Here is a 25,938-nt window from a genome sequence, read left to right on the forward strand (position 1 = left end):
TTAGTTGGCAGCTGCCTTGTTGGCCGCTCGCTCTTTGGCGACCAGTTGGTCAGCCAGTTTCAAGGCTTCTTCGGCACCACCGGCAGAGCCGATGTCGAAGCGGTACTTGCCGTTGACGATCATGGTTGGCACGCCAGTGATTTCATACTTCTTGGCCAGCTCACGCGCCTTGACGATCTGACCCTTGATGGCGAACGAGTCGAAGGTGGCGAGGAACTTGTCCTTGTCCACGCCCTGAGTGGCGAGGAAGTCAGCCATCTCGTTCTTGTCGGTCAGGCGCTTGTGCTGCTTCTGGATGGCTTCAAACACGGCGGCGTGAACCTTGTGCTCGACACCCATCGCTTCGAGGGTCAGGAACATCTGGCCGTGAGCGTCCCACGGGCCGCCGAACATCGCAGGAATACGCACGAAGTTGACGTCGGATGGCAATTTCTCAACCCATGGATTGATCACCGGCTCGAATGCGTAGCAGTGCGGGCAGCCGTACCAGAACAGCTCGACCACTTCGATCTTGCCAGGCTCTGCCACCGGCACCGGGTTGGCCAGCTCGACGTAAGGGGCGGCCGGTGCTTCAGCGGCCTGGGCGGTCACGCCGAACAGGCTGGCAGCGACGAGAGCGGCGCTGATGATCAGATTACGCATGCTTTACTCCTGGACAATTTTGGTCGCCTCGCGCGACCTGTTTTCAGACAGATCCTGGCGGGCATGAGTTCTGTAGTGTAACGGCAGCGGCCACAAAAAAGGGCGGCCAAAGCCACCCTTTTTATACTTGCTGCGACGGATTAATCGAGCGTTAACGTTGCAGGAGATGTCCATCACCGGCAACGCTCGATTCAGGCTGCTTAGTGCAGGCCCTGGATGTAGCTGGAGACCGCGGCGATGTCTTCGTCGCTCAGACGCTTGGCGATCGTTTGCATGGTCATGGTGTCGCCGTCGTTATTGCGGCCGCCTTCTTCCTTGCGGAAATCGGTCAGTTGCTTGGCGATGTATTGAGCGTGTTGGCCACCCAGGTGCGGGAAGCCGGCGGCAGCGTTGCCGGCGCCATTGGGCGAGTGGCAGCCGGTGCAGGCTGGCAGGCCCTTGGCCAGATTACCGCCCCGGAACAGCGCTTCACCACGGGCGACTATTTTCGGATCAGCTGCGCCGACGCTGCCTTTCTGGCTGGCGAAGTAGGCGGCGATGTCGGCCAGGTCCTGATCGCTCAGGTTGGTCAGCAGGCCCGTCATTTCCAGAACGGTGCGCTTGCCCGACTTGATGTCGTGCAGTTGCTTGGTCAGGTAGCGTTCACCCTGGCCTGCCAGTTTCGGAAAGTTGGGTGCCATGCTGTTCCCGTCCGGGCCATGGCAGGCTCCACATACGGCGGCTTTTGCCTGGCCGGCTGCTGCATCACCTGCAGCATGGGCCATGCCGGAGATTCCCACGGTCAACAGCAGACTCACGATCAATTTGTTCATCAGCTAATCCAACTACGGCTAAGGGTTAAGAGTTATGGACCGGGTTTACTCTCGCTCATCCAAAGGATGATGGCCTGGTAATCCTCGGCACTGCAGTCCATGCACAAACCACGCGGCGGCATCGCCTTGAAACCCTGGGTCACGTGTTGCACCAGCGTCTCCATACCTTTCGCCAACCTCGGCGTCCAAGCTTCCTGATCGCCTCTTTCGGGCGCCATGGGTAGTTGGCCGGAATGACAGGCACCACAAACACGGTTGTACACGGCTTCCGGTTCCTGTGTAGCCTGTGCGCTGTAAAGCGGTATCAGGACTCCGGCAGCCAGCAGCCATTTCGTCATAAAACGACCTTTTCAGGGTTGAGAGCGTTCTGCGTTCTGATGCGCAATCAAGGTCTTTGGCTCTCGTGAACTTCATCCTTCGCTGGGACAAAGCACACACAAAATCTGCGGCATTATATACTGGCGTCACTGAAACGGAAGCGACACCGCGTTCCGCGCCCAATCCCGGCGCCGCCCACATCGGAAATCCCATGCAACTCAAGAATCCCATCCTCGGTCTGTGCCAACAGTCCACGTTCATGCTCAGTGCCGCCAAAGTCGATCAATGCCCTGACGACGAAGGCTTCGAAGTGGCGTTTGCCGGTCGTTCCAACGCCGGTAAATCCAGCGCACTGAACACCCTGACTCACGCCAGCCTGGCGCGCACCTCGAAAACCCCGGGTCGCACACAGCTGTTGAACTTCTTCAAGCTAGACGATGAACGGCGTCTGGTCGACCTTCCGGGCTACGGTTATGCAAAAGTACCGATCCCGCTCAAGCAACACTGGCAGCGTCACCTCGAGGCTTACCTCGGTGGCCGGGAGAGTTTGAAGGGTTTGATTCTGATGATGGACATCCGTCATCCAATGACCGACTTCGACCTGCTGATGCTCGACTGGGCCGTTGCCGCCGGCATGCCGATGCACATCCTGCTGACCAAGGCCGACAAACTGACCTACGGCGCAGCCAAGAACACGCTGCTGAAGGTGCAGTCGGAAATCCGCAAGGGCTGGGGTGATCTGGTGACGATCCAGCTGTTCTCGGCGCCAAAACGCATGGGCCTGGAAGAGGCCTACACTGTGCTGGCAGGCTGGATGGAACTGGCAGACAAAGGCACGGAAGTGCCGCCAGAGGCAGAGTAAGGGGATTTCAAAACTGTCTATGGTGCTGTCAGGCAAGGCAAAAGTGCGGTTAAAAAGCAGAGTTCAGGGGGACCTGAATGAGCATTTTCAACTGCGCTTTTAACGCAGTCTGACGTCGCCACAGCGAGTTTTGAGGCAAAAAAAAGCCCCGGACTTCGTTTGGGGAGGGAGAAGTTCCGGGGTTCAAGTTCCGAACCGCTAGGGCGGGGTTCAGATATCTGCCAACACTTAACACAACATAGGAGCATCGAAGGGCTTCACCAGCCATTCAGTAACTCTGAGTAGTGAGCTGTCAGATTAGTTCAGATTTTTTTCAAAAAGCTTTGGAATAAGACCAAGCGCGTTTCGAAATAAGCCCTGTTCAGGCGTTTGCCGCGACAGTGTGTCGCGGCAAACGCCCGGCCCAGACGCCTTAGTGCGCCTCATCCCAGTTGTTGCCGACGCCGACTTCTACCAGCAACGGCACGTCCAGCTTCGCCGCTTCGCTCATGTGCAGGCGGATTTCCTGGCTCACCTGATCGACCAGATCCTCGCGAACCTCCAGCACCAGTTCGTCGTGCACCTGAAGGATGACTTTGGCGTCCAGCCCTGACGATGCCAGCCAATTATCCACCGCTACCATGGCTTTCTTGATGATGTCTGCTGCAGTGCCCTGCATCGGCGCGTTGATCGCTGTGCGTTCAGCGGCGGCGCGCTCTTGCGGCTTGTTGGAGTTGATCTCCGGCAGGTACAGGCGGCGACCGAAGAACGTTTCGACGTAGCCCTGATCGGCAGCCTGCTTGCGGGTGCGCTCCATGTATTCGCGCACGCCGGGGTAGCGGGCGAAGTAGGTGTCGATGTAGGCCTTGGCGGTCTTGGTGTCGACGCCGATGTCCTTGCCGAGCTTCTGCGCACCCATGCCGTAGATCAGGCCGAAGTTGATCGCCTTGGCGCCACGGCGCTGGTCGGAGGTCACTTCGTCGAGTTCGACCTTGAACACTTCGGCAGCGGTCGCGGTGTGCACGTCCAGGTTGTTGCGGAAGGCGTTCATCAGGCCTTCGTCCCTGGACAGGTGGGCCATGATCCGCAGTTCGATCTGCGAGTAGTCCGCCGCCAGCAGTTTGTAGCCTTTTGGTGCGACGAAGGCCTGGCGGATGCGTCGGCCCTCAGCGGTACGCACCGGAATGTTCTGCAGGTTCGGATCGCTGGAAGACAGGCGACCGGTGGACGCCACAGCCTGATGGTACGAGGTGTGGATGCGCCCGGTGCGCGGGTTGATCTGCTCCGGCAGACGATCGGTGTAAGTGCTTTTCAGCTTGCTCATGGAGCGATGCTCCATCAGCACTTTCGGCAAGCGGTGATCGTCCTCGGCGAGTTTCGCCAGCACTTCCTCGGCGGTCGATGGCTGGCCCTTGGCGGTTTTCTTCAGCACCGGCAGGCCGAGTTTTTCGTAGAGGATCACGCCCAGTTGTTTCGGCGAGCCGAGATTGAACTCTTCCCCGGCAATCTCGAACGCTTCGCGCTCCAGCGCAACCATCTTTTCGCCCAGTTCGATGCTCTGCACGCCCAGCAGTGCGGCGTCGACGAATGCGCCCTGGCGTTCGATGCGCGCCAGTACCGGCACCAGCGGGATTTCGATGTCGGTCAGCACACTGGCCAGGCTCGGGATCGCGCTGAGCTTTTCGAACAGGGTCTGGTGCAGACGCAAGGTGATGTCGGCGTCTTCGGCGGCGTACGGCCCGGCCTGTTCCAGGGCGATCTGGTCGAAGGTCAGTTGCTTGGCGCCTTTACCGGCGATGTCCTGGAAGCTCACGGTGGTGTGGTCCAGGTACTTCTGCGCGAGGCTGTCCATGTCGTGGCGGGTGGCGGTGGAGTTGAGCACGTAGGACTCAAGCATCGTATCGAAGGCGATGCCGCGCACATTGATACCTTGGCTCTGATCGCCGCCGATGGCGCAGTTGGCCAGGATGTTCATGTCGAACTTGGCGTGCTGGCCAACCTTGAGTTTGTTCGGATCTTCGAGAATCGGCTTCAGCGCGCGCAGCACGGTGTCGCGATCCAGTTGCTCGGGCACGCCGATGTAGGAGTGGGTCAGCGGGATATACGCCGCTTCGTTGGCCTGCACGGCGAACGACAGGCCGACCAGTTGCGCCTGTTGCGCGTCGATGCCGGTGGTTTCGGTGTCGAAGGCGAACAGCTTGGCGTTCTGCAGTTTTTCCAGCCAGACGTCGAAACGCGCCTGATCGAGGATGGTTTCATAAGCGGCTTCAGCGGGGGCGGCTGGCGTTTGGGCCGCAGGTGCGCTGAACAGATCGCCAGCCGGCGCAGGCTCGATGGCCGCGCTCAGTTCCTGGCGCTTGGCGTCGCGGTCGAGGTCATTCAGCCAGCTCTTGAATTCCAGCAGGGTGTAGAGCTCGTAGAGTTTGGCGGGATCTTCCGCGCCCATTTGCAGATCGTCGAGTTCGACGTCCAGCGGCACGTCGACCTTGATGGTCGCCAGTTGATAGGAGAGGAACGCCATCTCCTTGTGCTCTTCGAGCTTGGCCGGCAGGGTCTTGGCCCCGCGAATCGGCAGGGTCGGGACGATATCGAGCTGGGCATAGAGCTCGGTCAGGCCGCCGTTGACGCCCACCAGCAGGCCGGATGCGGTCTTCGGGCCGATACCGGGAACGCCGGGGATGTTGTCGGAAGAGTCGCCCATCAGCGCCAGATAATCGATGATCTGCTCCGGAGCGACGCCGAATTTCTCCTTCACGCCCTCGACGTCCATCGAACTGCCGGACATGGTGTTGACCAAGGTAATGTGGCCGTCGACCAGTTGCGCCATGTCCTTGTCGCCGGTGGAGATGATCACCGGGCGATCCGCCGCCGCGCTGCTGCGCGCCAGAGTGCCGATCACGTCGTCAGCTTCGACGCCTTCCACGCACAGCAGCGGAAAACCGAGGGCGATCACGCTCTGGTGCAGCGGCTCGATCTGCACGCGCATGTCGTCGGGCATGCTCGGCCGGTTGGCCTTGTATTCGGCGTACATCTCATCGCGAAACGTCCCGCCCTTGGCGTCGAAGACCACGGCGAACGGGCTGTCCGGGTACTGCTTGCGCAGACTCTTGAGCATGTTCAGCACACCTTTGACCGCGCCGGTCGGCAGGCCTTTGGAGGTGGTCAGCGGTGGCAGTGCGTGGAAAGCGCGGTACAGGTAAGACGAACCGTCCACCAGGACGAGGGGGGCTTGGCTCATGAGCAGAATCAACCTTTTCGGCGGGCCCGGCGCTAGAATAGCGGGACCGTTGACGACAAAGGGACAAGGTTATCATGCGTACGTTAAATCGCTTGCTGCTGGTCAGTTTGATTGCAATCTCACCGTTGGCGGCGATGGCCGCGGATGATGCGCCGTCGGCCGATCCGGAAGTTACCATCCGCACGGAAGGCGACAAGACCATTCAGGAATACCGCCAAAACGGTTTCCTGTATGCGATCAAGGTTACCCAGAAGGGATTTCCTCCCTATTTTCTGGTGCGTGCGGACGGTACCGATGCAAACTTCATCCGCTCGGATCAGCCGGATATGCTGATCCCGTCGTGGAAGATTTTCGAATGGAAGTAGTCTCTTAATTTTAATCGGCGCTGCTGTGCTGGCGGCGCCCGAACTGAGCAGTTTTTAACCATGTCTGTGTTCACCCCCCTGGCTCGGCCCGAGCTGGAAACCTTTCTCGCCCCTTACGGGCTTGGCCGTCTGCTTGATTTCCAGGGGATCGCCGCCGGCAGCGAAAACACCAATTTCTTTGTCAGCCTGGAGCAGGGCGAGTTCGTCCTGACCCTGGTCGAGCGCGGTCCGGTGCAGGAGATGCCGTTCTTCATCAACCTGCTCGATGTGCTGCACGAGGCCGATCTGCCGGTACCTTACGCACTGCGCACCACTGACGGTGTGGCGCTGCGTGAGCTCAAGGGCAAGCCGGCGCTGCTGCAACCGCGCCTGTCCGGCAAACACATCAAGGTCGCCAACGCCCAGCATTGCGCGCAGGTCGGTGAGTTGCAGGCGCACCTGCACCTGGCGACCCAGGGCGAGCGCATGATCAAGCGCAAGACCGATCGTGGCCTGGACTGGATGCTGGAGGAAGGCACGGAGTTTCTCTCGCACCTGAGCGACGAGCCGCGTGCGCTGTTGCACAAGGCACTGGAGGAAATCACTGCGCAGAAAGACAGGATTCTTGCGCTGCCACGGGCCAACATCCACGCCGACCTGTTCCGCGACAACGCGATGTTCGAAGGCACGCACCTGACCGGGCTGATCGACTTCTACAACGCCTGCTCGGGGCCGATGCTCTACGACGTGGCGATTGCCTTGAACGACTGGTGTTCGGACGAGGACGGTTTGATCGATGGGCCGCGTGCCCGCGCATTTCTCGGCGCCTATGCCGCGTTGCGGCCGTTCACGGCAGCGGAGGCCGAGTTGTGGCCGACCATGTTGCGTGTGGCGTGTGTGCGGTTCTGGCTGTCGCGATTGATCGCCGCCGAGCAGTTTGCCGGGCAGGACGTGCTGATTCACGATCCGCGGGAGTTCGAGCAGCGATTGGCGCAGCGGCAGCAGGTGCATACACCGCTGCCGTTCGCCCTCTGAGTTAATTCTGGAGGCCACCACGAACCTGTGGGAGCGGGCTTGCTCGCGAATGGGGCGGCACATTCAGCATCTATGTTGACTGGCACACCGCTTTCGCGAGCAGGAGTCGGGGGTTACAGCGATTCCAGGCACCCGGCCAGATCATTGCCCAGCTTCTCCAGCACCTGCTCATATCCCTGAGCCGTCGCTGGCGTGTAACCACCCAACGCATCCAGCTCCGCCAGCTTCACCGGCAGACCCGCTACCAGTGTCTCCGCCAGGCGCGGACGCAGCGGTGGCTCGCTGAACACACAGGTCTTGCCCACTTCCTGCAGGCGTTTGCGCATCGCCGCCACATGCTGCGCGCCCGGCTGCACTTCCGCCGCCACGCTGAACACACCGGTGTGCTTCAGGCCGTAAGCGTCCTCGAAGTAATCGAAGGCTTCGTGAAACACGAAGTACGGTTTGCCTTCAATACCGGCCAGACGCTTCTTCAAGCGTGCATCCAGCGCATCCAGGCGCTCATCGAAGGCCTTGGCGTTGCTCTGATAGCGCTCGGCGTTGGCCGGATCGGCGGCGCTCAGGTCGGCAGCCATTTTGTCGGCAATCACCCGCGCATTCACCGGCGATAACCACAGATGCGCGTCCAGGGTGCCCGGGCGGTGGTCGTGGTCATGCTCGTCGGCGTCTTCGGCGTGGGAGTGGCTGTCTTCGGCAAAGCGGCGCAGTTTCATGCCCGGCAGATCTTGCACGGCCACGCTCGGCAGGGTCCGACCGTTGAGCACGCGCGGCAGGAAACCTTCCATGTCCGGACCGATCCAGTACAGCAAGTCCACCGATTGCACCTTGCGCACATCCGAGGGGCGCAGCGCGTAGTTGTGCGGCGAAGCGCCCGGCGGCAGCAACACTTCGGGAATCGCCACGCCGTCCTGCACCGCCGCTGCAATCAACTGCAACGGTTTGATGCTGGTGAGGACCTTGACCTCGGCCTGGGCCGAACCGATCAGCAGAAAACTGGCGACAAAAGCCACAAAAACAGAAAAAAGTCGGGACACGATGACCACTCAAGGAGGCGAGAACGGGTAACATAATAACGTCTCTATCAAAACTCGTCGCCGCCCATGCCTATTACACCGATTGCCAGCCGTCCCCACGACCACTCTCATTGCGTGCACAGCGCACTGACCGAGGCCGATGCCTTGTGCGCCCAGAAAGGCCTGCGCCTGACTGCGTTGCGCCGGCGGGTGCTGGAACTGGTGTGGCAGAGCCACAAGCCGCTGGGCGCCTATGACATTCTCGCGGTGCTGAGCGAGCAGGACGGCCGCCGCGCCGCGCCGCCAACCGTCTACCGCGCGCTGGATTTTCTCCTGGAAAACGGCCTGGTGCACCGCATCTCGTCGCTCAACGCCTTCGTCGGTTGCGTGCATCCGGAGCATGCGCATCAGGGCCAGTTCCTGATCTGCCGCGACTGTCACGCCGCCATCGAGCTGGAACAGAAAGCCATCAGCGACGCGATCATCAACAGCGCCAAAGACGTCGGTTTCATCGTCGAAGCGCAGACCGTTGAAGTGGTCGGCCTGTGCTCCGGTTGCCAGGGGGCTTGATGAGCAACCCGTTGATCCGTCTTCAGCACGTCGCCGTCACCTTTGCCGGGCAGACCGTGCTGGACAACATCGAGCTGAGCGTCGAGCCGGGGCAGATCGTCACGCTGATCGGCCCCAACGGCGCCGGTAAGACTACTCTGGTGCGCGCCGTGCTCGGGCTGTTGAAGCCGGACAGCGGCAGTGTCTGGCGCAAGCCGAAACTGCGTGTCGGCTACATGCCGCAAAAACTCCACGTCGATCCGACCTTGCCGCTGTCGGTGCTGCGCTTCCTGCGTCTGGTGCCCGGTGTAGACCGCCCGCGTGCATTGGTGGCGCTCAAGGAAGTCGGCGCCGAACACGTGATCGACAGCCCGGTGCAAAGCGTTTCCGGTGGTGAGATGCAGCGGGTGCTGCTGGCGCGGGCGCTGCTGCGCGAGCCGGAACTATTGGTGCTGGATGAGCCGGTGCAAGGCGTCGATGTCGCCGGGCAAGCCGAGCTGTACAGCCTGATTACCCGCCTGCGTGACCGTCACGGCTGCGGCGTGTTGATGGTTTCCCACGATTTGCACCTGGTGATGAGCACCACCGATCAGGTGGTGTGCCTGAACCGTCACGTCTGCTGCTCCGGGCATCCGGAGCAGGTCAGCGGCGATCCGGCGTTCGTCGAGCTGTTCGGCAAGAATGCGCCGAGTCTGGCGATCTATCACCACCATCACGACCACGCCCACGACCTGCACGGTTCGGTGGTCAAGGCGCCCGGCGCGGGCCACACCCACGTTCACGGAGACAACTGCAAGCATGGCTGATTTTCTGTTGTATGCCCTGCTTGCAGGTCTGGCACTGGCGGTGGTCGCCGGGCCGTTGGGCTCGTTTGTGGTCTGGCGACGGATGGCCTATTTCGGCGACACCCTGTCCCACGCAGCACTGCTTGGCGTGGCGCTGGGCTTTCTGCTGGATGTCAGCCCGACCGTTGCGGTCACGGTTGGCTGCCTGCTGCTGGCGGTGCTGCTGGTGACCCTGCAACAGCGTCAGCCGCTGGCCTCCGACACGCTGTTGGGAATTCTTGCACCGAGCACGCTCTCTCTCGGGCTGGTGGTACTAAGCTTCATGCATGAAGTGCGGATCGACCTGATGGCCTATCTGTTCGGCGACCTGCTGGCGATCAGCCCGACCGATCTGATGTGGATCCTCGGCGGCAGCGCGGCGGTGCTGGTGTTGCTGGTGACATTGTGGCGGCCGCTGCTGGCGATCACTGTGCATGAGGAATTGGCCAAGGTCGAAGGCCTGCCGGTGGCGGGCCTGCGCATGGCGCTGATGCTGTTGATCGCAGTGGTGATCGCGGTGGCGATGAAAATCGTCGGCGTGTTGCTGATTACCTCGCTGTTGATCATCCCGGCGGCTGCGGCACAACGTCACGCCCGCTCGCCGGAGCAGATGGCCCTGGGCGCGAGCCTGCTGGGCATGCTCGCGGTGTGTGGCGGGCTGGCGCTGTCATGGTTCAAGGACACCCCGGCGGGGCCGTCAATCGTTGTGACGGCGGCCGCACTGTTTCTGCTGAGTTTTGTTCTGCCCCGTCGAGGGGTGTAGACTTGCTCGCTTTTTGCGCAATTAGAGAGTCGCAGGAATGAAGCCGTTCGCCTCCCGTTATCTGCTCCTTGTCGCATTTTCCGTGCTGCTGGGCGCCTGCCAAAGCACGCCGCCGGTGGCCGAAGCCCCCGACGCGCGGGCCACGGCCATCGCACAGCTGGAGCAAAGCCTGGCCAGCAGCGAACTGGCCACGGCCGAAGACCAGTTGTCGGCCTTGCAGGCTGAAACTCCCAACGATCAGTCCCTGGAGCAATACCAGCGCCAGTTGGCCGAAGCCTACCTGCGTCGCAGCCAGATCGTGTTGCAAAAGGGTGATGTGAACGCCGCAGCCACCGCGCTGAGCCGTGCCCGCGCCCTGATGCCCAAAGCCCCGGCGCTGACCGGCGGGGTCAACGGCGCCATCACCGAAGCCCGTAAAGCCGAGCTGGAAAAAGCCGAAGCGGCGTTGCTGGCAGCTGAAGCCAAACCGAAAGCCAAGGTGATCGATCCGACCGCCGAGAGCACCACGGTGGCGCTGAACATCACCGATAGCCGCAAACTTCGCCGCCAACTGGATGCGATCGCCGCCGATGTGGTGAATTACGAATGTGCCGTGACCATTCAGGCGCCACGGACCAATGATTACCCTTGGCTGGCGACGTTGCTGACCAAGCGTGTGAAGAAACTGAATCCGGATTTCGATCTGCAGATCGAGAAGCAGATCGTGCGTACAGTCCCGGCGCAGATGGTTCTGATTCCTGCCAAGCCCTGAAAGCTTCTCGAGCAAGCCCGCTCCCACACTGGATCTGTGTCGTACACCAATCCAATGTGGGAGCGGGCTTGCTCGCGAAGGCATCCTGCCAGTCAGCGAAGACCTTTAGGCCGGAATGGCCTTGGCCTTAGGCTCCCGCGCCCACACCCGATGCTGCCCGATCGCGGCAAAGAACGGCTTGGTCAGCCCCGGCACATCCTTGCCCTGCAGCAACCCTGCATCCGCCTCCAGCTTCAACAGGTCCTGCAGCTGCTTGGCCTCGCCGTGCAGCGCAATCGCCTTCAGATGCTTATAGGCCTCCAGCAGGTAGTGCAACGCCACGCCGTCGCCGCTCAACGCCTTGATCGACGCCGCGCCACCCGGCACGAACACCGCATCGAAGATCACCGAAGGCATGCCCTCCATGGATGCATCCACCGCCAGGGTTTTGCCGTCGGCAGTCTTCACCGGCGCTGAGGTTGGCCCCAGCAGCTTGGCGTGCGCACCTTCAGCCGCCAACGCCTTCTTCATCGCCTCAATCGCAGCACCATCGACGCCGTTGGCTGCAAGAATCGCCACTTTGCGGGTTTTGATGTTTTCCGGCAGCAGATTGGCCTGACTCAGCGCCGGCGAATGATCGAACGAGGTTCGACGCACCTCGACCGTGCCTTTGGCTGGCGCCGGCAACCCCAGATTGGCCGCGACACGCTTGGCCAGCTCCAGGTCGATGTTGGCCAGGATCTCGTTCACCTCCCGCGCGCGGATAAACTCACGTTCGACCTTGCCCAGCTCGAAGCTGTAGGCGGCGATGATGTGCTCCTTCTCGTGCTCACTCATGCTGTTGAAGAACAGCCGTGCCTGAGAGAAGTGGTCGCTGAACGACTCGCTGCGCTGGCGGATCTTGTTCGCATCAATGCGTTCAGGGTAGCTCTCGAAGCCGCCGTCTTTGGCCGCCGGAGGGGTTTCTTTCGGCCAGCCGCCATCAATCGAGTTCGGCTCATAAGAGGCGCGGCCCTTATCGATTACGGAGCGGTGCTGCGCATCACGCTGACCGTTGTGGAACGGCGCCACCGGGCGGTTGATTGGCAACTCATGAAAATTCGGTCCGCCGAGTCGGCTGATTTGCGTATCGGTGTAGGAAAACAGCCGACCTTGCAGCAGCGGGTCATTGGAGAAGTCGATGCCCGGCACGATATGACCGGGACAGAATGCGACCTGCTCGGTCTCGGCGAAGAAGTTGTCCGGGTTACGGTTGAGGGTCATCTTGCCCAGTGGGGTGATCGGCACGATTTCTTCGGGGATCAGTTTTGTCGGGTCGAGGATGTCGAAATCGAAGTCGTGCTCGTTTTCCTCCTCGATGATCTGCACCCCCAGTTCCCACTCCGGATAGTCGCCCATTTCGATGGCTTCCCAGAGATCGCGGCGATGGTAGTCGGTGTCTTTACCCGCGAGCTTCTGCGCTTCGTCCCACACCAGCGAGCAGGTGCCGGCGGTCGGACGCCAGTGGAATTTGACGAAACGCGATTTGCCCTCGGCGTTGATCAGGCGGAAGGTGTGGATGCCGAAGCCCTGCATGCTGCGCAGGCTTTTCGGGATCGCCCGGTCGGACATCGCCCAGATCACCATGTGTGCCGATTCCGGCACCAGCGAGACGAAGTCCCAGAACGTGTCGTGGGCCGAGCCGCCGGTGGGTATTTCGTTGTGCGGCTCGGGTTTAACCGCGTGGACGAAATCGGGAAACTTGATCGCATCCTGGATGAAAAACACCGGCATGTTGTTACCGACCAGGTCGAAGTTGCCTTCATCGGTGAAAAACTTCACGGCGAAACCGCGCACGTCGCGAACGGTATCACCAGAGCCGCGCGGCCCCTGCACTGTGGAAAAACGCACGAACACCGGAGTCTTTTTCCCCGGATCCTGCAGGAAACCGGCCTTGGTCAGCGCCGAATGGTTCTCGTACGCCTGAAAGAAGCCATGGGCGCCGGTGCCGCGCGCGTGAACGATGCGCTCCGGAATGCGTTCATGGTCAAAGTGCGTGATTTTCTCACGCATGATGAAGTCTTCCAGCAGCGACGGCCCGCGCGGGCCGGCCTTGAGGGTGTTCTGGTTATCGGCGACCTTGACTCCCTGATTGGTGCGCAGGGCCTGGCCAGTGGCGTCGGAGCGAAATTTCTCCAGGCTGTCGAGTTTGGCGTTGGTGTTGGCGCGATCCTGGGTATCGGTTCCGGCCATCTGGCTTTTGTCGGTCGTAGGTTTCTTGCTGCTCATCAGACGTAAACTCCTCGTTTGACCCCGATACGTGTCGGGGACTCTTGAGTGGTTCCCGGGCACGGTACCCAGGGTTTTCAAGTCGCTTACTTAGTGACTGATGAGGGTCTCGGGGCGTTCCTTTTTTATGACCTTTGATCTTGTTATTGCCAAATCGAAGGTTAATTGCGAAATAAATGCTAAGAACCTCTATACGGACAGGCTAAAATGCGCGCCCGGCTAACCGCTGATCCTTTTCTAACGCGCCCCACAAGGTTCGCTACGTGATCGAGTTTCAAAACGTCCACAAAACTTACCGCGTCGCCGGTAAGGACATTCCCGCCCTGCACCCGACCAGTCTTTCGATTGAAAACGGTCAGGTCTTCGGCCTGATCGGCCATTCCGGTGCGGGGAAAAGTACCCTGCTGCGTCTGATCAATCGCCTGGAAGACTCCAGCGGCGGCAAGATCATCGTCGACGGCGAAGAAGTCACCGCGCTGGACGCCAACGGCCTGCGCCGTTTCCGCCAGCAAGTCGGGATGATCTTCCAGCACTTCAACCTGCTCGCCTCCAAGACCGTGGCCGACAACGTCGCGCTGCCGCTGACCCTGGCCGGTGAACTGTCCACCAGCGAGATCAACCAGCGCGTCGCCGAGTTGCTGGCACGGGTCGGTCTGTCTGATCATGCCAAAAAGTACCCGGCACAATTGTCCGGCGGCCAGAAACAGCGCGTCGGCATCGCCCGCGCCCTGGCGACCAAGCCGAAGATTCTGCTGTGCGACGAGGCCACCAGCGCCCTCGACCCGCAGACCACCGCGTCGGTCCTGCAACTGCTGGCCGAGATCAACCGCGAACTGAAACTGACCATCGTCCTGATCACCCACGAGATGGACGTGATCCGTCGCGTCTGCGATCAGGTGGCCGTGATGGATGCCGGCGTGATCGTCGAGCAAGGTTCGGTGGCCGATGTGTTCCTGCATCCGAAGCACCCGACCACCAAGCGTTTTGTGCAGGAAAGCGAGCAGATCGACGAAAGCGAACAGCGCGATGACTTCGCTCACGTGCCGGGTCGCATCGTGCGTCTGACCTTTCAGGGCGAAGCGACCTACGCGCCGCTGCTCGGTACTGTCGCCCGGGAAACCGGCGTCGACTACAGCATCCTCGCCGGTCGCATCGACCGGATCAAAGACATTCCTTACGGGCAACTGACCCTCGCCGTCACCGGTGGCGACATGGAAGCGGCCTTCGCCCGCTTCACCGCCGCTGACGTTCACATGGAGGTGTTGCGCTAATGGCAGACCTGATGAGTTTCTTCACCAATATCGACTGGTACGAAATCTGGCTGGCCACCGGCGACACGATGCTGATGCTCGGCGGTTCGCTGCTGTTCACCGTGCTGCTCGGTCTGCCGCTGGGTGTGTTGCTGTTTCTCTGCAGCCCGCGTCAGCTCCTGGAAAACCGTGGCCTCTACGCTTTCATGTCGCTGGCAGTGAACATACTGCGTTCGCTGCCCTTCATTATTCTGTTGATCGTGATGATCCCGTTCACCGTGCTGATCACTGGCACCTCGCTTGGCGTGGCCGGTGCGATCCCGCCGTTGGTGGTGGGAGCGACCCCGTTCTTCGCGCGTCTGGTGGAAACCGCGCTGCGTGAAGTCGATCGCGGCATCATCGAAGCGACCCAGTCGATGGGCGCGACCACCCGGCAGATCATCATGAACGCTTTGCTGCCAGAGGCCCGTCCCGGCATCTTCGCAGCGATTACGGTGACGGCGATTACACTGGTGTCCTACACGGCAATGGCCGGTGTGGTCGGCGCCGGTGGTCTGGGTGACCTGGCGATCCGTTTCGGCTATCAGCGTTTCCAGACCGACGTGATGATCGTCACCGTGGTGTTGCTGCTGATTCTGGTGCAAGTGCTGCAGATGGTGGGCGACCGCCTGGTCGTGCATTTCTCGCGCAAATAACCGGTTTTTGTAATCAAGAGATGAGCCGGCCATTCGCTGGCAGGCGCCATACGGGCGCTTTGAAAAGGAGTTAGCTGAATGAAAAAACTGATCGCTGCTTTCGCTGCCGTAGCTGCTTTTTCGGCCCACGCTGAAACCCTGACCGTTGCTGCCACTCCGGTGCCGCACGCAGAAATCCTCGAATTCGTGAAGCCGGCTCTGGCCAAAGAAGGCGTGGATCTGAAGGTCAAGGTGTTCACCGACTACATTCAGCCGAACGTACAGGTCGCTGAAAAGCGTCTGGACGCCAACTTCTTCCAGCACCAGCCGTACCTTGATGAGTTCAACAAGGCCAAGGGCACCCATCTGGTCGCGGTGACCGGTGTGCACCTGGAGCCACTGGGTGCGTACTCGAACAAGATCAAGGATCTGAAGGACCTGCCAAGTGGCGCGAACGTGGTGATCCCGAACGACGCCACCAACGGCGGCCGTGCGCTGTTGCTGTTGGACAAGGCTGGCGTGATCAAGCTCAAGGACTCGAAGAACATCCTGTCGACTGTCAAAGACATCGCCGAGAACCCGAAAGACCTGAAAATCCGTGAACTGGAAGCTGCGACCATCCCGCGCGTGCTGACCCAGGTCGATCTGGCGCTGATCAACACCAACTACGCGCTGGAAGCCAAGCTCGATCCGTCCAAGGATGCGCTGGTGATCGAAGGCAACGACTCGCCGTACGTGAACATCCTGGTGTCCCGCGAGGACAACAAGGACAGCGACGCGATGCAGAAACTGGCTGCCGCCCTGCACAGCCCGGAAGTGAAGAAGTTCATCACCGAGAAGTACAAAGGCGCGGTATTGCCGGCGTTCTGATTCGGTTGGTTGTGCACAAAAAGGGAGCCCTGGTGGCTCCCTTTTTTTGGCCTGACACAAATCCCCTGTGGGAGCGGGCTTGCTCGCGAATGCGGTGTGTCAGTCGCCATATCTTTATCTGTCCCACCGCATTCGCGAGCAAGCCCGCTCCCACTTTGGGACAGCCTGCTCTTACTTGCGGTTGAGCATTACCGGGAGTTGCGCCACCAGTTTGGCGTTGTTCAACGGCGCCCGAATAAACCCGCGCTGCGTCCCGTCCGGCCCGATCACCGCCAGATTCCCACTGTGATCAACGGTGTAATTCGGCTTGCTGGTATCGGCCGGAATGAACGGAATACTCACCGCGTTCGCCACCTTCTGCAGTTCTTCGATCGACTTCGGCGTCAGGCCGATGAACTGCGGGTCGAAGTAGCCCAGGTACTGCTTCAACTGCTGCGGGCTATCGCGGTTCGGGTCGACGCTGACCAGCACGATCTGCAATTTATCCACAGCGTCTTTTGGCAACTCGCTCTTGATCTGCCGCAGTTGCGCGAGGGTAGTCGGGCAGATATCCGGGCAGAAGGTGTAGCCGAAGAACAGCAGGCTCCACTTGCCTTTCAACTCGTCGATGGCGACCGGTTGGCCATCCTGATTGGTCATCGTCACGCCCGGCAGGGTACGGCTCTGCGGCAGCAGGATGATGCCGGCGTCGATCAGCGCGGTGGGGTCGCCCTGGCCTTTGCCACTCAGCACTTTGTTGACGGTAAGTCCCAGGATCAGCGCGATCACGGCGACGAGGATGAAGACGGTTTTCTGGGTTCGAGTCATAGGTTCAACAGTAAGTAGTGGTCTACGAGCAGGGCGATGAACAGCAGGAACAAGTAATAAATAGAGTACTTGAAGGTGTTGATCGCCGCGTGCGGCCGAGTGCCACGGTACAGCACCACGGCCCATTGCAGAAACCTTGCGCCGAGGGCGAGGGCGCAAATCAGGTAGAGCACGCCGCTCATGTGGATCACGTACGGCAGCAGGCTGACCGCCAGCAGGGCAAAGGTGTACAGCAGAATGTGCACTTTGGTGTAGTGCTCGCCGTGGGTGACCGGCAGCATCGGGATGTCGGCCTTGGCGTATTCCTCCTTGCGATGAATCGCCAGCGCCCAGAAGTGCGGCGGAGTCCAGGCGAAGATGATCAGTACCAGCAGCAACGGTTCGGCGCTGACATGGCCGGTGGCGGCGGTCCAGCCGAGCAGCGGTGGTGCTGCGCCGGCAAGGCCGCCGATGACGATGTTCTGTGGCGTCGCACGTTTGAGGAAGCCGGTGTAGATCACCGCGTAGCCGAGCAGGGAGGCGAGGGTCAGCCAGGCGGTCAGCGGATTGGTGAAGGTCAGCAGCAAGGCCTGCCCGAGCAGCGCCAATACCAGTGCGAAGGTCAGTGCCGCCGCTGGCGAAACACGGCCTTCGGCCAGCGGCCGTTTGTGCGTGCGCGCCATTACCGCATCGATGCGCCGGTCGACCACATGATTGACCGCCGCCGCCCCGCCGGCACACAGCGCAATACCCAGATTGCCGAACACCAGCACCGTCCACGGCACCCCGGCGCGGGTCGCGAGGAACATGCCGACCAGCGAGGTGATGAGCATCAGCACCACCACTTTCGGCTTGGTCAGCTCCAGATAGTCACGCCACAGCGCTTGCGCGGGACGTTCGCCGATCAGAAGCGCCATGGCGTTTCTCCTTTTATCGTTATAGGCGCGGCCACGTGTTTGCGCGGGCTGAGGCGCCAGCGCGCGAGCACCGGCTGTTTGACCCGGACCAGACTGGTTCGCGCGTGGTAATTGACCAGCACCATGGTCAGCAGCAGTGCTGCGCCGCCGGCGTTGTGCGCCACGGCCACCGGCAGCGGCAGGTGAAACAGCACGTTGCTGATGCCAAGGGTGATTTGCGCGCCGAGGGCGACCAGCACCAGCCCGGCGAGCCGGGTCATGCCGACGCCCCTGAGTTGCCAGGCCAGACCGAGCAGCACCAGCGTGACCAACAGGGCGCCGATGCGGTGGGTCAGGTGAATGGCCGTGCGCGCATCGCTGTCGAGCTGGCCGCCGAGGTAATTCGGGCCGATGTGCTGGGTCAGGTGAAAGCCGTTGGCAAAATCAGCGGGCGGCAACCATTGACCGTGACAGGTCGGGAAGTCGATGCAGGCCACCGCCGCGTAGTTGGAGCTGACCCAGCCACCGAGGGCGATCTGGCCGATCACCAGCAACAGCCCGGCAGTCGCCCAATACTGCAAGCGCCTGGGCACGGTCAGCGCCGGCAACACGCCGGATAATCTCAAGGTCAGCAGGAACAGCAGGCTCAATGTCGCAAAGCCACCGAGCAAATGCCCGGTCACCACTTGCGGCCAGAGTTTGAGCGTCACCGTCCACATGCCGAACGCCGCCTGGGCGAACACCACGGCCAGCAGAAACAGCGGCAGCTTCAGCGGCTGTCCCGGATGCCGGCGATTGACCCAGGCGCGCCCGGCCAAAATCGAAATCAGCAGGCCGAGGGTGCCGGCGAAGTAGCGGTGGATCATCTCGTTCCAGCCCTTGTGCGCCACCACCGGCGAATCGGGGTAATGCAGTTCGGCATGGGCCAGCTGGGCTTCGCTTTTCGGCACGCTGATAAAGCCATAGCAACCTGGCCAGTCCGGACACCCAAGGCCGGCGTGTGTCAGGCGGGTGTAGGCGCCGAGCAGCACGACGATCAGTGCCAGCAGGGTGGCAAACAGCGCGAGGCGAAATCCAGGTTTGGCCATGACGATGCCCTTATCCGATGTTCGACAGTTTCAGCAGGTGGCGCAGGTCGTTTAGCAGATCCTTGCCTTTCACGCTCGGGTCGTAGCGCAGCACGAGATTGCCGTGCGGGTCGATGATCCACAGTTGTGGTGTGGCCTTGTCGCCGGTGGTCTTGCTGAAGGCTGCGGCGTCCAGCGGATAGCGTTGCAACTGCGGGTACTCGCGGCTCAACTTGGCTTCGTAGTCGGCGTTCAGCGGTTGGGCGGCGGCGAGGGCGTGGCTGGCGCGCCCGGCATCGCGGCCGAGGCCGATCTGGATCTGCCGGGCGAGGTACACCAGCTGCTGGCAATCAACCGCGCAGTCCTTGGGCGCGGTGACCAGCATCTGCCAGCGCTGTTCATCGGCCTGCACCCCGAGGTCGGCGCGGGACTGGCCATTGCCGATCAGTTCGCCGTGGTAGCTGCGGCCGTCCGGCACCCAGAACTGCAGTTTGTACATGCCGGTGGCGAGCATCATCGGGCCGACCACGCCGAGCAGAATCAGCAGCAGTTGGATCCGTCCACGGCGGCGGGTGGCGGCAGGTTTCGCCTCAGACATGCTGGGTGGATTCATGGCCGTTCCCATGGGTTTTCTCCTTTGCGTTGTGCAATCCAAGGTAGAGGTAGAGGCCGAGCAGGGCGGTGGCCATGGCGAACCACTGCACGGCGTAACCGAGGTGTTTTTCCGGGCCCATGGCGACGACCGGCCAGTCGGCCTCATAGCTGGCAGGGCCGGGTTCGGCGCGCAGTTCGTAGGCGAAGCCGTCGCGCTCAAGGGTTTTCCACAGCTTGGCGGGTTCGACGGCGGTGATGGTTTGCGGCCAGGTGCTGCTGGCCGGGTCGGCGTGCAACTGGAAGGTGGCGCCGGGGGCGACGTAGACCCAGGCGTCGAGACTCAGCGCGGCAGTCGGGGTGGTGAATTGCGGGGTTACGCGGCGGTCTGGCCACGGTAGCCAGCCACGATTGACCAGCAACCACAGGCCGCTGGCGCGGTCCTGAAACGGTTGCAGCAGTTCGATGCCGACCTTGCCGTTGCGCTGGCGGTTATCGAGCAACAGGCTGTGGGCGCCATCGAACTGGCCGTAAAGATGCACCCGGCGATAGGCCGGGTCGGCGCTGTGCAGCAATTCGCTGCTCGCCATCGGTTCGGCGGCGCGGCGTTCGGCGTAACTGGCGAGCAGGGCGGTTTTCTCCGCGCCCCGGCCCAGTTGCCAGAAGCCCAGCGACACCAGCAGCGGCAGCAACAACGCCACCACCAGCGTCGGCACGACGCCCGGCCGGAAGCGCTTCATGGCCGCGCCAGAAAAGCAGTGAATGCGACCGCTATACTTGATTGCATCGCCTGTACCCCCGGAGTCTTCCCATGCTCAAAGCAGCGATCGTCCTGATGCTGATTGCCACGGTGATCAGCCTGTTCAGCGGCCTGTTTTTCCTGGTCAAGGACGACAGCAGTTCAAATCGCCTGATGATCGCCTTGAGTGTTCGGGTGGCACTGGCCGCTGCCACCGTCGGCTTGATCACCTGGGGCTTCTACAGCGGCCAACTGGTATCCCACGCGCCCTGGTAGCTCTGTCCGATCCTCAGAGCACGTAAACGAAGATGAACAAGCCGATCCACACCACATCGACGAAGTGCCAGTACCAGCTCGCCGCCTCGAAACCGAACTGATGCTCGGCATCGAAATGGCCCTTCATGATGCGCATCAGCATCACGAACAGAATGATCGTGCCGATGGTCACGTGGGCGCCGTGGAAACCGGTGAGCATGAAAAACGTCGCGCCGTAGATGCCTGAACCCAGGGTCAGCCCCAGTTCGTGGTAGGCGTGCATGTATTCCTCGGCCTGCAGGGCGAGGAAGCCGCAGCCCAGCAACACGGTGATCGCCAGCCAGATTTTCAGCGCACCGCGATGGCCCTTCTTCAAAGCATGGTGGGCGATGGTGATGGTCACGCTGGAGCTGACCAGCAGGATCGTGTTGATCAGTGGCAGGCCCCACGGGCTGATGACTTCCTTGGGCGGTGGGAACAGTTTCGGGTCAGGCGTGTGCAGCAGCGGCCAGGTGAACTGGAAGTTCGGCCAGAGCATGTGCGCGATGCCTTTCGGGCCTTCGCCACCCAGCGCCGGGCCGGAAATGTGCCGCACGTAGAACAGCGCGCCGAAGAAGGCGATGAAGAACATCACCTCGGAGAAGATGAACCAACTCATGCCCCAGCGGAACGAGCGATCGAGCTGCGGGCTGTACAGCCCGGCGCGGCTTTCCTTGATCACCGCACCGAACCAGCCGAACAGCATGTACGCCAGCAACAGCCCGCCGACGAAAAAGATGTACGGGCCGTGGGATTCCGGGCGCGCAGCCTTCAGATCGTTGAACCAGGTGGCCAGCCCATACACGGTGATGACCATGCCGAACGTGGCGATGATCGGCCATTTGCTCTGGGCCGGGACGTAATAGTGCTCATGACTTGCCATTTATTGTTCTCCTTATCGGGCACGCTTAACCGCCAGTGTTTGCAGCCACCGGAGGATGTCGGGCGGTGATATCGAACAGCGTGTAGGACAGCGTCAGGTGCTTCACGTCCTTGGGCATGTCGCGGTCAACGATGAAACGCACCGGCATTTCGATCTGCTGACCCGGCTGCAGCACCTGCTGGGTAAAGCAAAAGCATTCGGTCTTGTGGAAGTACGCCGCTGCTTCGCTGGGCGCGATACTCGGCACGGCCTGGGCGCTCATCGGTTTGTCGGTGGGGTTGCGCGCGATGAAGATCATCTCGTTGACGCCGCCGGGGTGGGTCACCAACTCCTCACCCTTGGGGTAGAACTCCCACGGCATGTCGGCGTTGTTCATCGACAGGAACTGCACGCGCACCTGGCGCGTGTTATCCACCACCTGCTCGCCCTCGTACTGCCCGGCGGTCTTGCCGTTGATGCCGAACGCCTTGCACATCACGTCGTAGATCGGCACCAGGGCGAAGCCGAAGACAAACATTGCGACGACGACGCCCAGCAGCCGGGTGACCAGTTTTTTCAGCGAGATCGAGTCAGCCATGATTCCAACCCTCTACACCACCCCCTGTAGGAGTGAGCCTGCTCGCGATGGCGGTGTGCCTGACACACCGCTTCCAGCTCATCGCGAGCAGGCTCACTCCTACAAAGGCCAGGCGTTTCATTTCACTTCCGGTGGCGTAGTAAAGGTGTGATACGGCGCCGGTGACGGCACGCTCCACTCCAGGCCTTCGGCGCCATCCCAGGGTTTGGCCGGGGCCGCCGGGCCGCCACGAATGGTCTTGATCACGATGAACAGGAAGAAGATCTGCGTGGCGCCGAACATGAACGCGCCAATCGAGGAGACCATGTTGAAGTCGGCGAACTGCAGGTTGTAGTCCGGAATCCGCCGTGGCATCCCCGCCAGTCCCACGAAGTGCATCGGGAAGAAGGTCATGTTCATGCCGACGAACGACAGCCAGAAGTGCAGCTTGCCGAGGGTTTCGTCGTACATGTGCCCGGTCCACTTCGGCAGCCAGTAATAGGCCGAGGCGAAGATCCCGAAGATCGCCCCCGGCACCAGCACGTAGTGGAAGTGCGCCACCACAAAGTAGGTGTCCTGGTACTGGAAGTCCGCCGGGGCAATGGCCAGCATCAGTCCGGAGAAACCACCGATCGAGAACAGGATCACGAACGCCACGGCAAACAGCATCGGCGTCTCGAAGGTCAGCGAGCCTTGCCACATGGTGCTGGCCCAGTTGAACACCTTCACCCCGGTCGGCACCGCGATCAGCATCGTCGCGTACATGAAGAACAGTTCGCCCACCAGCGGAATGCCCACTACGAACATGTGGTGCGCCCAGACGATGAACGACAGGAACGCGATGCTCGCCGTGGCGTAGACCATCGAGGTGTAGCCGAACAGCGGCTTGCGCGAGAAGGTCGGGATGATCTGGCTGACGGCGCCGAAGGCCGGCAGGATCATGATGTACACCTCGGGGTGGCCAAAGAACCAGAACACATGCTGGAACAACACCGGGTCACCGCCACCGGCGGCACTGAAGAAACTGGTGCCGAAGTGGATGTCCATCAGCATCATCGTCACGCACCCGGCCAGCACCGGCATCACTGCGATCAGCAGGAACGCGGTGATCAGCCAGGTCCAGACGAACAGCGGCATTTTCATCAGGGTCATGCCGGGGGCGCGCAGGTTGAGGATGGTGGCGATCACGTTGATCGCGCCCATGATCGAACTGATCCCCATCAGGTGGATGGCGAAGATGAAGTAGGTGACGCTTTCCGGCGCGTAGGTGGTGGACAACGGGGCGTAGAACGTCCAGCCGAAGTTCGGCCCGCCACCGGCGGTGAACAGGGTCGAGACCAGCAGCAGGAACGCCGCCGGCAGCAGCCAGAAGCTGAAGTTGTTCATTCGCGGCAGGGCCATGTCCGGCGCGCCGATCATCAACGGGATCATCCAGTTGGCGAGGCCGACGAACGCCGGCATCACCGCCCCGAAGACCATCACCAGGCCGTGCATGGTGGTCATCTGGTTGAAGAACGCCGGTTCGACGATCTGCAGGCCGGGCTGGAACAGCTCGGCGCGGATCACCATGGCGAACGAGCCGCCAAGCAAGAACATGCAGAACGCAAACCACAGGTACAGCGTGCCGATGTCCTTGTGGTTGGTGGTCAGCACCCAGCGCATCAGGCCTTTGGCGGGGCCGTGGGCGTGGTCGGCATGACCGTGGTCATCGATTACAGCGCTCATGGCCGGTCTCCTTTACGTGAGTGGGCTGGGCTGGCCGGGGCGCGCTGCCCCGGCCGGTTCACGAAGTACGCGATGGACCGGCTCATTTGCTTTCCGCCTGTTTGAGCTCCAGCACTTCTTTTGGCGTGACCATGTCGCCCTTGTTGTTGCCCCAGGCGTTACGTTCGTAGGTCACGACCGCTGCGATATCGACTTCCGACAACTGTTTGCCGAACGCCGCCATGGCGGTGCCGGGCTTGCCGAAGTACACGCGGTGCAGGTGGTCGGCTTTGGGGCCGGTGGCAATCGGCGAGCCTTTGAGCGCCGGGAACATCGGCGGCAGGCCCTGGCCTTCGGCCTGGTGACAGGCCACGCAGGTGGTGTGGTAGATCTTGTCGCCGCGCTCCTTGAGCTCGTCCAGTGTCCATTCCTTGCTGGTCAGCTCCTTGAGCTGCGCCGCTTCAGCCTTGCGGTCGGCCAGCCATTTTTCGTAGTCGGGCTTCTCCTTGACGTCGACCACGATCGGCATGAAACCGTGATCCTTGCCGCACAGCTCGGCGCACTGGCCACGGTAGATGCCGGGCTTGTCGATCCGCGTCCAGGCCTCGTTGACGAACCCCGGGATCGCATCGCGCTTGACCGCGAACGCCGGCACCCACCACGAGTGAATGACGTCGGCGGAGGTCACGAGAAAGCGCACCTTGGCGCCGACCGGCAGCACCAGCGGCTTGTCGACTTCGAGCAGGTAGTGCTCGCCCTTGGCTTCCTTGTTGTGAATCTGTTCGGCAGGGGTGGCCAGGTTGCTGAAGAACTCGACGTCCTGGCCCAGGTATTTGTAGTGCCACTTCCACTGGTAACCGGTGATCTGGATATCGATATCCGGCTCACTGGTGTCGTACATGCGGATCAGGGTGGCGGTCGCCGGAACGGCCATCGCCACCAGAATCAGCAGCGGCACGACGGTCCAGAGAATTTCGACGGTGGTACTTTCGTGGAATTTTGCGGCGACCTGCCCGGTGGAGCGGCGATGCACGATCATCGACCAGAACATGGCACCGAAGACGATGATCCCGATCACCACACAGATCCAGAAAATGGTCATGTGCAGGTCGAATACTGCGTGACTGATTTCAGTCGCTCCAGGCGCCATATTCACAGTCCAGGCAGCGTTGGCCTGGCTGAAAATCGACCACAACAGGAGGCCCATCCAGACGTGTGGATGTCGCATCATTGCGGGTTCCCCTTATCGTTCTTGTTATCCCGCCGGCTTTCGCCTGCGGCAAGGGAGCGGCTGCATCAGACTACGAACTTGAATCGCCGGGCCTTGCTGCGGGTGCAGTCGGGCGTCATCAGCTAACTCCATTCAATGGCGAGTATAGACAGCCACCGGGAATTGCAACGCGATCGCGTAAATCATCTGAAACAGCTGGCACTTGCGTTCCGGACCACGAATGGAGAAGGATGCAGACGAGTGGTGGCAAACCGATATAACGCCGGTGCATCAAGGATGAAATAATTATGACAAATGCGTCTTAGCATTTTTCGTAAGCCAGCTAAGTTATGTCTTCCCTATTTCATTGCCTTGTACCCTGGAGTTTTCATGAACACCGCCGCATTGCGCGAGCAGATCCAAAAAGCCCGACAAACCGAAAACGAAACCGGACGGCTCAAGCGTCAGCTGGAAGCCAAGTTGCCTCATCTGCATTCGGCCATCCAGTTGCCGGACGCCAACCGCGAAGAAGCGTTGACGAGTTTCGTCACCGCTTATATCGACGAAGTACCAGACATGCTGGATGCAGCCAATGAAGTCGCCAGGGAAGCGGGAATCGAGTCGCAGATCAAACCGGTGCTGAAAATCGCCGAGCAGTACTTCCTCCAGCCGCCGGTCGGCCTGGACAGCCTGCTTGACGAAGCCTATCTGGCGCACCGCTTTGTCGAAGAGGTCAATGACCTGTACATCAAGCATCTCGGCCAGCCACTGATCCCCTTGGACATGACGGTCGCCAATCTGATTGCTCACCAATTGCTCGGTGAGGAATTTGCCAATCAACTGGACGAAGTCGTGCATCACACTATCGACGAGATGCTCGACGACGAGAGTTTTGCGCTGGAGTCGGTAGAGGCCTATCGCGACAAATTGAGTAGCCCCGATACCGGTGCCGCGTGGAAGCGCTGGCCGTGCATGGGCCGCCGCCTGGGTGTGGGCCTGGAGCTGGATCAACCCGCCGCTTGATTCAACGCCCGGTACAAA

General features: G+C 61.2%; 27 protein-coding genes. 12 read left to right on the plus strand and 15 right to left on the minus strand.

Features of this window, described 5'->3' with window-relative positions:
- From dsbA to AC1UK9_RS00390, 3 genes are all read right to left on the minus strand, one after another.
- Nucleotides 1–642, minus strand: a complete 642-nt coding sequence (gene dsbA / locus AC1UK9_RS00380) for a thiol:disulfide interchange protein DsbA (RefSeq protein WP_025112300.1) — start codon at nt 640–642, stop codon at nt 1–3.
- A 200-nt stretch (nt 643–842) separates the two neighbouring features.
- Nucleotides 843–1,454, minus strand: coding sequence for a c-type cytochrome (locus AC1UK9_RS00385; protein WP_025112301.1), 612 nt, complete (start codon nt 1,452–1,454; stop codon nt 843–845).
- 32 nt (nt 1,455–1,486) lie between these two features.
- Nucleotides 1,487–1,792 (minus strand): c-type cytochrome, encoded by a 306-nt coding sequence (locus AC1UK9_RS00390; protein WP_025112302.1) that lies wholly within the window; start codon nt 1,790–1,792, stop codon nt 1,487–1,489.
- Nucleotides 1,793–1,983: 191 nt separating this feature from the next.
- On the opposite strand from AC1UK9_RS00390, the gene yihA reads away from it, so the two are divergent.
- Nucleotides 1,984–2,634: a ribosome biogenesis GTP-binding protein YihA/YsxC gene (gene yihA, locus AC1UK9_RS00395; protein WP_025112303.1), complete on the plus strand. Its 651-nt coding sequence runs from the start codon at nt 1,984–1,986 to the stop codon at nt 2,632–2,634.
- 412 nt (nt 2,635–3,046) lie between these two features.
- Here yihA and polA read toward each other — a convergent pair whose 3' ends face one another.
- Nucleotides 3,047–5,851 (minus strand): DNA polymerase I, encoded by a 2,805-nt coding sequence (polA, locus tag AC1UK9_RS00400; protein WP_482578951.1) that lies wholly within the window; start codon nt 5,849–5,851, stop codon nt 3,047–3,049.
- Nucleotides 5,852–5,925: 74 nt separating this feature from the next.
- Between polA and AC1UK9_RS00405 the strand changes: the two genes are divergently transcribed.
- A complete protein-coding gene (locus tag AC1UK9_RS00405) occupies nt 5,926–6,216 on the plus strand; it encodes a DUF2782 domain-containing protein (protein ID WP_025112305.1) in 291 nt (96 codons plus the stop codon).
- Nucleotides 6,217–6,276: 60 nt separating this feature from the next.
- Nucleotides 6,277–7,230, plus strand: a complete 954-nt coding sequence (locus AC1UK9_RS00410) for a homoserine kinase (RefSeq protein WP_473014054.1) — start codon at nt 6,277–6,279, stop codon at nt 7,228–7,230.
- Nucleotides 7,231–7,343: 113 nt separating this feature from the next.
- Here the strand turns inward: AC1UK9_RS00410 and AC1UK9_RS00415 are convergent, their stop codons facing one another.
- On the minus strand, nt 7,344–8,264 hold the full coding sequence (locus AC1UK9_RS00415) for a zinc ABC transporter substrate-binding protein ZnuA (RefSeq protein ID WP_025112307.1): 921 nt from the start codon (nt 8,262–8,264) through the stop codon (nt 7,344–7,346).
- A gap of 66 nt (nt 8,265–8,330) precedes the next feature.
- Here AC1UK9_RS00415 and AC1UK9_RS00420 point away from each other — a divergent pair, with 66 nt between their 5' ends.
- Genes AC1UK9_RS00420 through AC1UK9_RS00435 form a run of 4 tightly spaced genes read left to right on the plus strand, consistent with a single transcriptional unit; the run spans nt 8,331 to nt 11,130 of the window.
- Complete coding sequence (locus AC1UK9_RS00420; RefSeq protein WP_025112308.1) at nt 8,331–8,813, plus strand: Fur family transcriptional regulator; 483 nt, start codon at nt 8,331–8,333, stop codon at nt 8,811–8,813.
- Nucleotides 8,813–9,598: a zinc ABC transporter ATP-binding protein ZnuC gene (gene znuC / locus AC1UK9_RS00425; RefSeq protein WP_482578952.1), complete on the plus strand. Its 786-nt coding sequence runs from the start codon at nt 8,813–8,815 to the stop codon at nt 9,596–9,598. Before AC1UK9_RS00420 ends, znuC begins: the two co-directional genes overlap by 1 nt.
- Entirely contained in the window at nt 9,591–10,379 is a 789-nt protein-coding gene (znuB, locus tag AC1UK9_RS00430; protein WP_025112310.1) for a zinc ABC transporter permease subunit ZnuB, read from the plus strand. The genes znuC and znuB overlap by 8 nt, the downstream gene beginning before the upstream one ends.
- A gap of 37 nt (nt 10,380–10,416) precedes the next feature.
- On the plus strand, nt 10,417–11,130 hold the full coding sequence (locus AC1UK9_RS00435; RefSeq protein WP_482578954.1) for a PA5502 family lipoprotein: 714 nt from the start codon (nt 10,417–10,419) through the stop codon (nt 11,128–11,130).
- Nucleotides 11,131–11,235: 105 nt separating this feature from the next.
- On the opposite strand, the gene katE is transcribed toward AC1UK9_RS00435, so the two are convergent.
- Nucleotides 11,236–13,377, minus strand: a complete 2,142-nt coding sequence (gene katE, locus AC1UK9_RS00440; RefSeq protein ID WP_482578956.1) for a catalase HPII — start codon at nt 13,375–13,377, stop codon at nt 11,236–11,238.
- Nucleotides 13,378–13,640: 263 nt separating this feature from the next.
- Here katE and AC1UK9_RS00445 point away from each other — a divergent pair, with 263 nt between their 5' ends.
- The 3 genes from AC1UK9_RS00445 to AC1UK9_RS00455 all read left to right on the plus strand — a co-directional run bounded on the left by AC1UK9_RS00445 (nt 13,641) and on the right by AC1UK9_RS00455 (nt 16,171).
- On the plus strand, nt 13,641–14,648 hold the full coding sequence (locus tag AC1UK9_RS00445; RefSeq protein WP_025112313.1) for a methionine ABC transporter ATP-binding protein: 1,008 nt from the start codon (nt 13,641–13,643) through the stop codon (nt 14,646–14,648).
- Complete coding sequence (locus tag AC1UK9_RS00450; protein WP_025112314.1) at nt 14,648–15,322, plus strand: methionine ABC transporter permease; 675 nt, start codon at nt 14,648–14,650, stop codon at nt 15,320–15,322. The genes AC1UK9_RS00445 and AC1UK9_RS00450 overlap by 1 nt, the downstream gene beginning before the upstream one ends.
- A gap of 78 nt (nt 15,323–15,400) precedes the next feature.
- On the plus strand, nt 15,401–16,171 hold the full coding sequence (locus AC1UK9_RS00455; protein WP_025112315.1) for a MetQ/NlpA family ABC transporter substrate-binding protein: 771 nt from the start codon (nt 15,401–15,403) through the stop codon (nt 16,169–16,171).
- 171 nt (nt 16,172–16,342) lie between these two features.
- Here the strand turns inward: AC1UK9_RS00455 and AC1UK9_RS00460 are convergent, their stop codons facing one another.
- The 5 genes from AC1UK9_RS00460 to AC1UK9_RS00480 are packed head-to-tail and all read right to left on the minus strand — an operon-like array spanning nt 16,343 to nt 20,251.
- Entirely contained in the window at nt 16,343–16,978 is a 636-nt protein-coding gene (locus AC1UK9_RS00460) for an SCO family protein (RefSeq protein WP_025112316.1), read from the minus strand.
- The gene (gene cyoE / locus AC1UK9_RS00465; RefSeq protein ID WP_007962774.1) at nt 16,975–17,874 is read right to left on the minus strand and encodes a heme o synthase; all 900 of its coding nucleotides are present in this window, start codon (nt 17,872–17,874) and stop codon (nt 16,975–16,977) included. Before cyoE ends, AC1UK9_RS00460 begins: the two co-directional genes overlap by 4 nt.
- Nucleotides 17,862–18,941 (minus strand): COX15/CtaA family protein, encoded by a 1,080-nt coding sequence (locus AC1UK9_RS00470; RefSeq protein ID WP_473014061.1) that lies wholly within the window; start codon nt 18,939–18,941, stop codon nt 17,862–17,864. The genes cyoE and AC1UK9_RS00470 overlap by 13 nt, the downstream gene beginning before the upstream one ends.
- Nucleotides 18,942–18,951: 10 nt before the next feature.
- On the minus strand, nt 18,952–19,545 hold the full coding sequence (locus AC1UK9_RS00475) for a hypothetical protein (protein ID WP_025112318.1): 594 nt from the start codon (nt 19,543–19,545) through the stop codon (nt 18,952–18,954).
- Nucleotides 19,511–20,251 (minus strand): SURF1 family protein, encoded by a 741-nt coding sequence (locus AC1UK9_RS00480; RefSeq protein WP_482578961.1) that lies wholly within the window; start codon nt 20,249–20,251, stop codon nt 19,511–19,513. The genes AC1UK9_RS00475 and AC1UK9_RS00480 overlap by 35 nt, the downstream gene beginning before the upstream one ends.
- Before the next feature lie 71 nt (nt 20,252–20,322).
- On the opposite strand from AC1UK9_RS00480, the gene AC1UK9_RS00485 reads away from it, so the two are divergent.
- On the plus strand, nt 20,323–20,526 hold the full coding sequence (locus tag AC1UK9_RS00485; protein ID WP_482578963.1) for a twin transmembrane helix small protein: 204 nt from the start codon (nt 20,323–20,325) through the stop codon (nt 20,524–20,526).
- Between the two features lie 13 nt (nt 20,527–20,539).
- Here AC1UK9_RS00485 and AC1UK9_RS00490 read toward each other — a convergent pair whose 3' ends face one another.
- From AC1UK9_RS00490 to coxB, 4 genes are all read right to left on the minus strand, one after another.
- Nucleotides 20,540–21,427, minus strand: coding sequence for a cytochrome c oxidase subunit 3 (locus AC1UK9_RS00490; protein WP_102355453.1), 888 nt, complete (start codon nt 21,425–21,427; stop codon nt 20,540–20,542).
- A gap of 25 nt (nt 21,428–21,452) precedes the next feature.
- On the minus strand, nt 21,453–22,004 hold the full coding sequence (locus AC1UK9_RS00495) for a cytochrome c oxidase assembly protein (protein WP_473014063.1): 552 nt from the start codon (nt 22,002–22,004) through the stop codon (nt 21,453–21,455).
- A 117-nt stretch (nt 22,005–22,121) separates the two neighbouring features.
- Nucleotides 22,122–23,708, minus strand: coding sequence for a cytochrome c oxidase subunit I (ctaD, locus tag AC1UK9_RS00500; RefSeq protein WP_025112323.1), 1,587 nt, complete (start codon nt 23,706–23,708; stop codon nt 22,122–22,124).
- An 82-nt stretch (nt 23,709–23,790) separates the two neighbouring features.
- The gene (gene coxB / locus AC1UK9_RS00505) at nt 23,791–24,918 is read right to left on the minus strand and encodes a cytochrome c oxidase subunit II (RefSeq protein ID WP_025112324.1); all 1,128 of its coding nucleotides are present in this window, start codon (nt 24,916–24,918) and stop codon (nt 23,791–23,793) included.
- A 369-nt stretch (nt 24,919–25,287) separates the two neighbouring features.
- Here coxB and AC1UK9_RS00510 point away from each other — a divergent pair, with 369 nt between their 5' ends.
- Nucleotides 25,288–25,920, plus strand: a complete 633-nt coding sequence (locus AC1UK9_RS00510; protein ID WP_007962790.1) for a hypothetical protein — start codon at nt 25,288–25,290, stop codon at nt 25,918–25,920.
- The last annotated feature ends 18 nt before the right edge of the window (nt 25,921–25,938 follow it).

It is taken from the genome of Pseudomonas sp. AK-TSAG1-1, assembly GCF_056821665.1.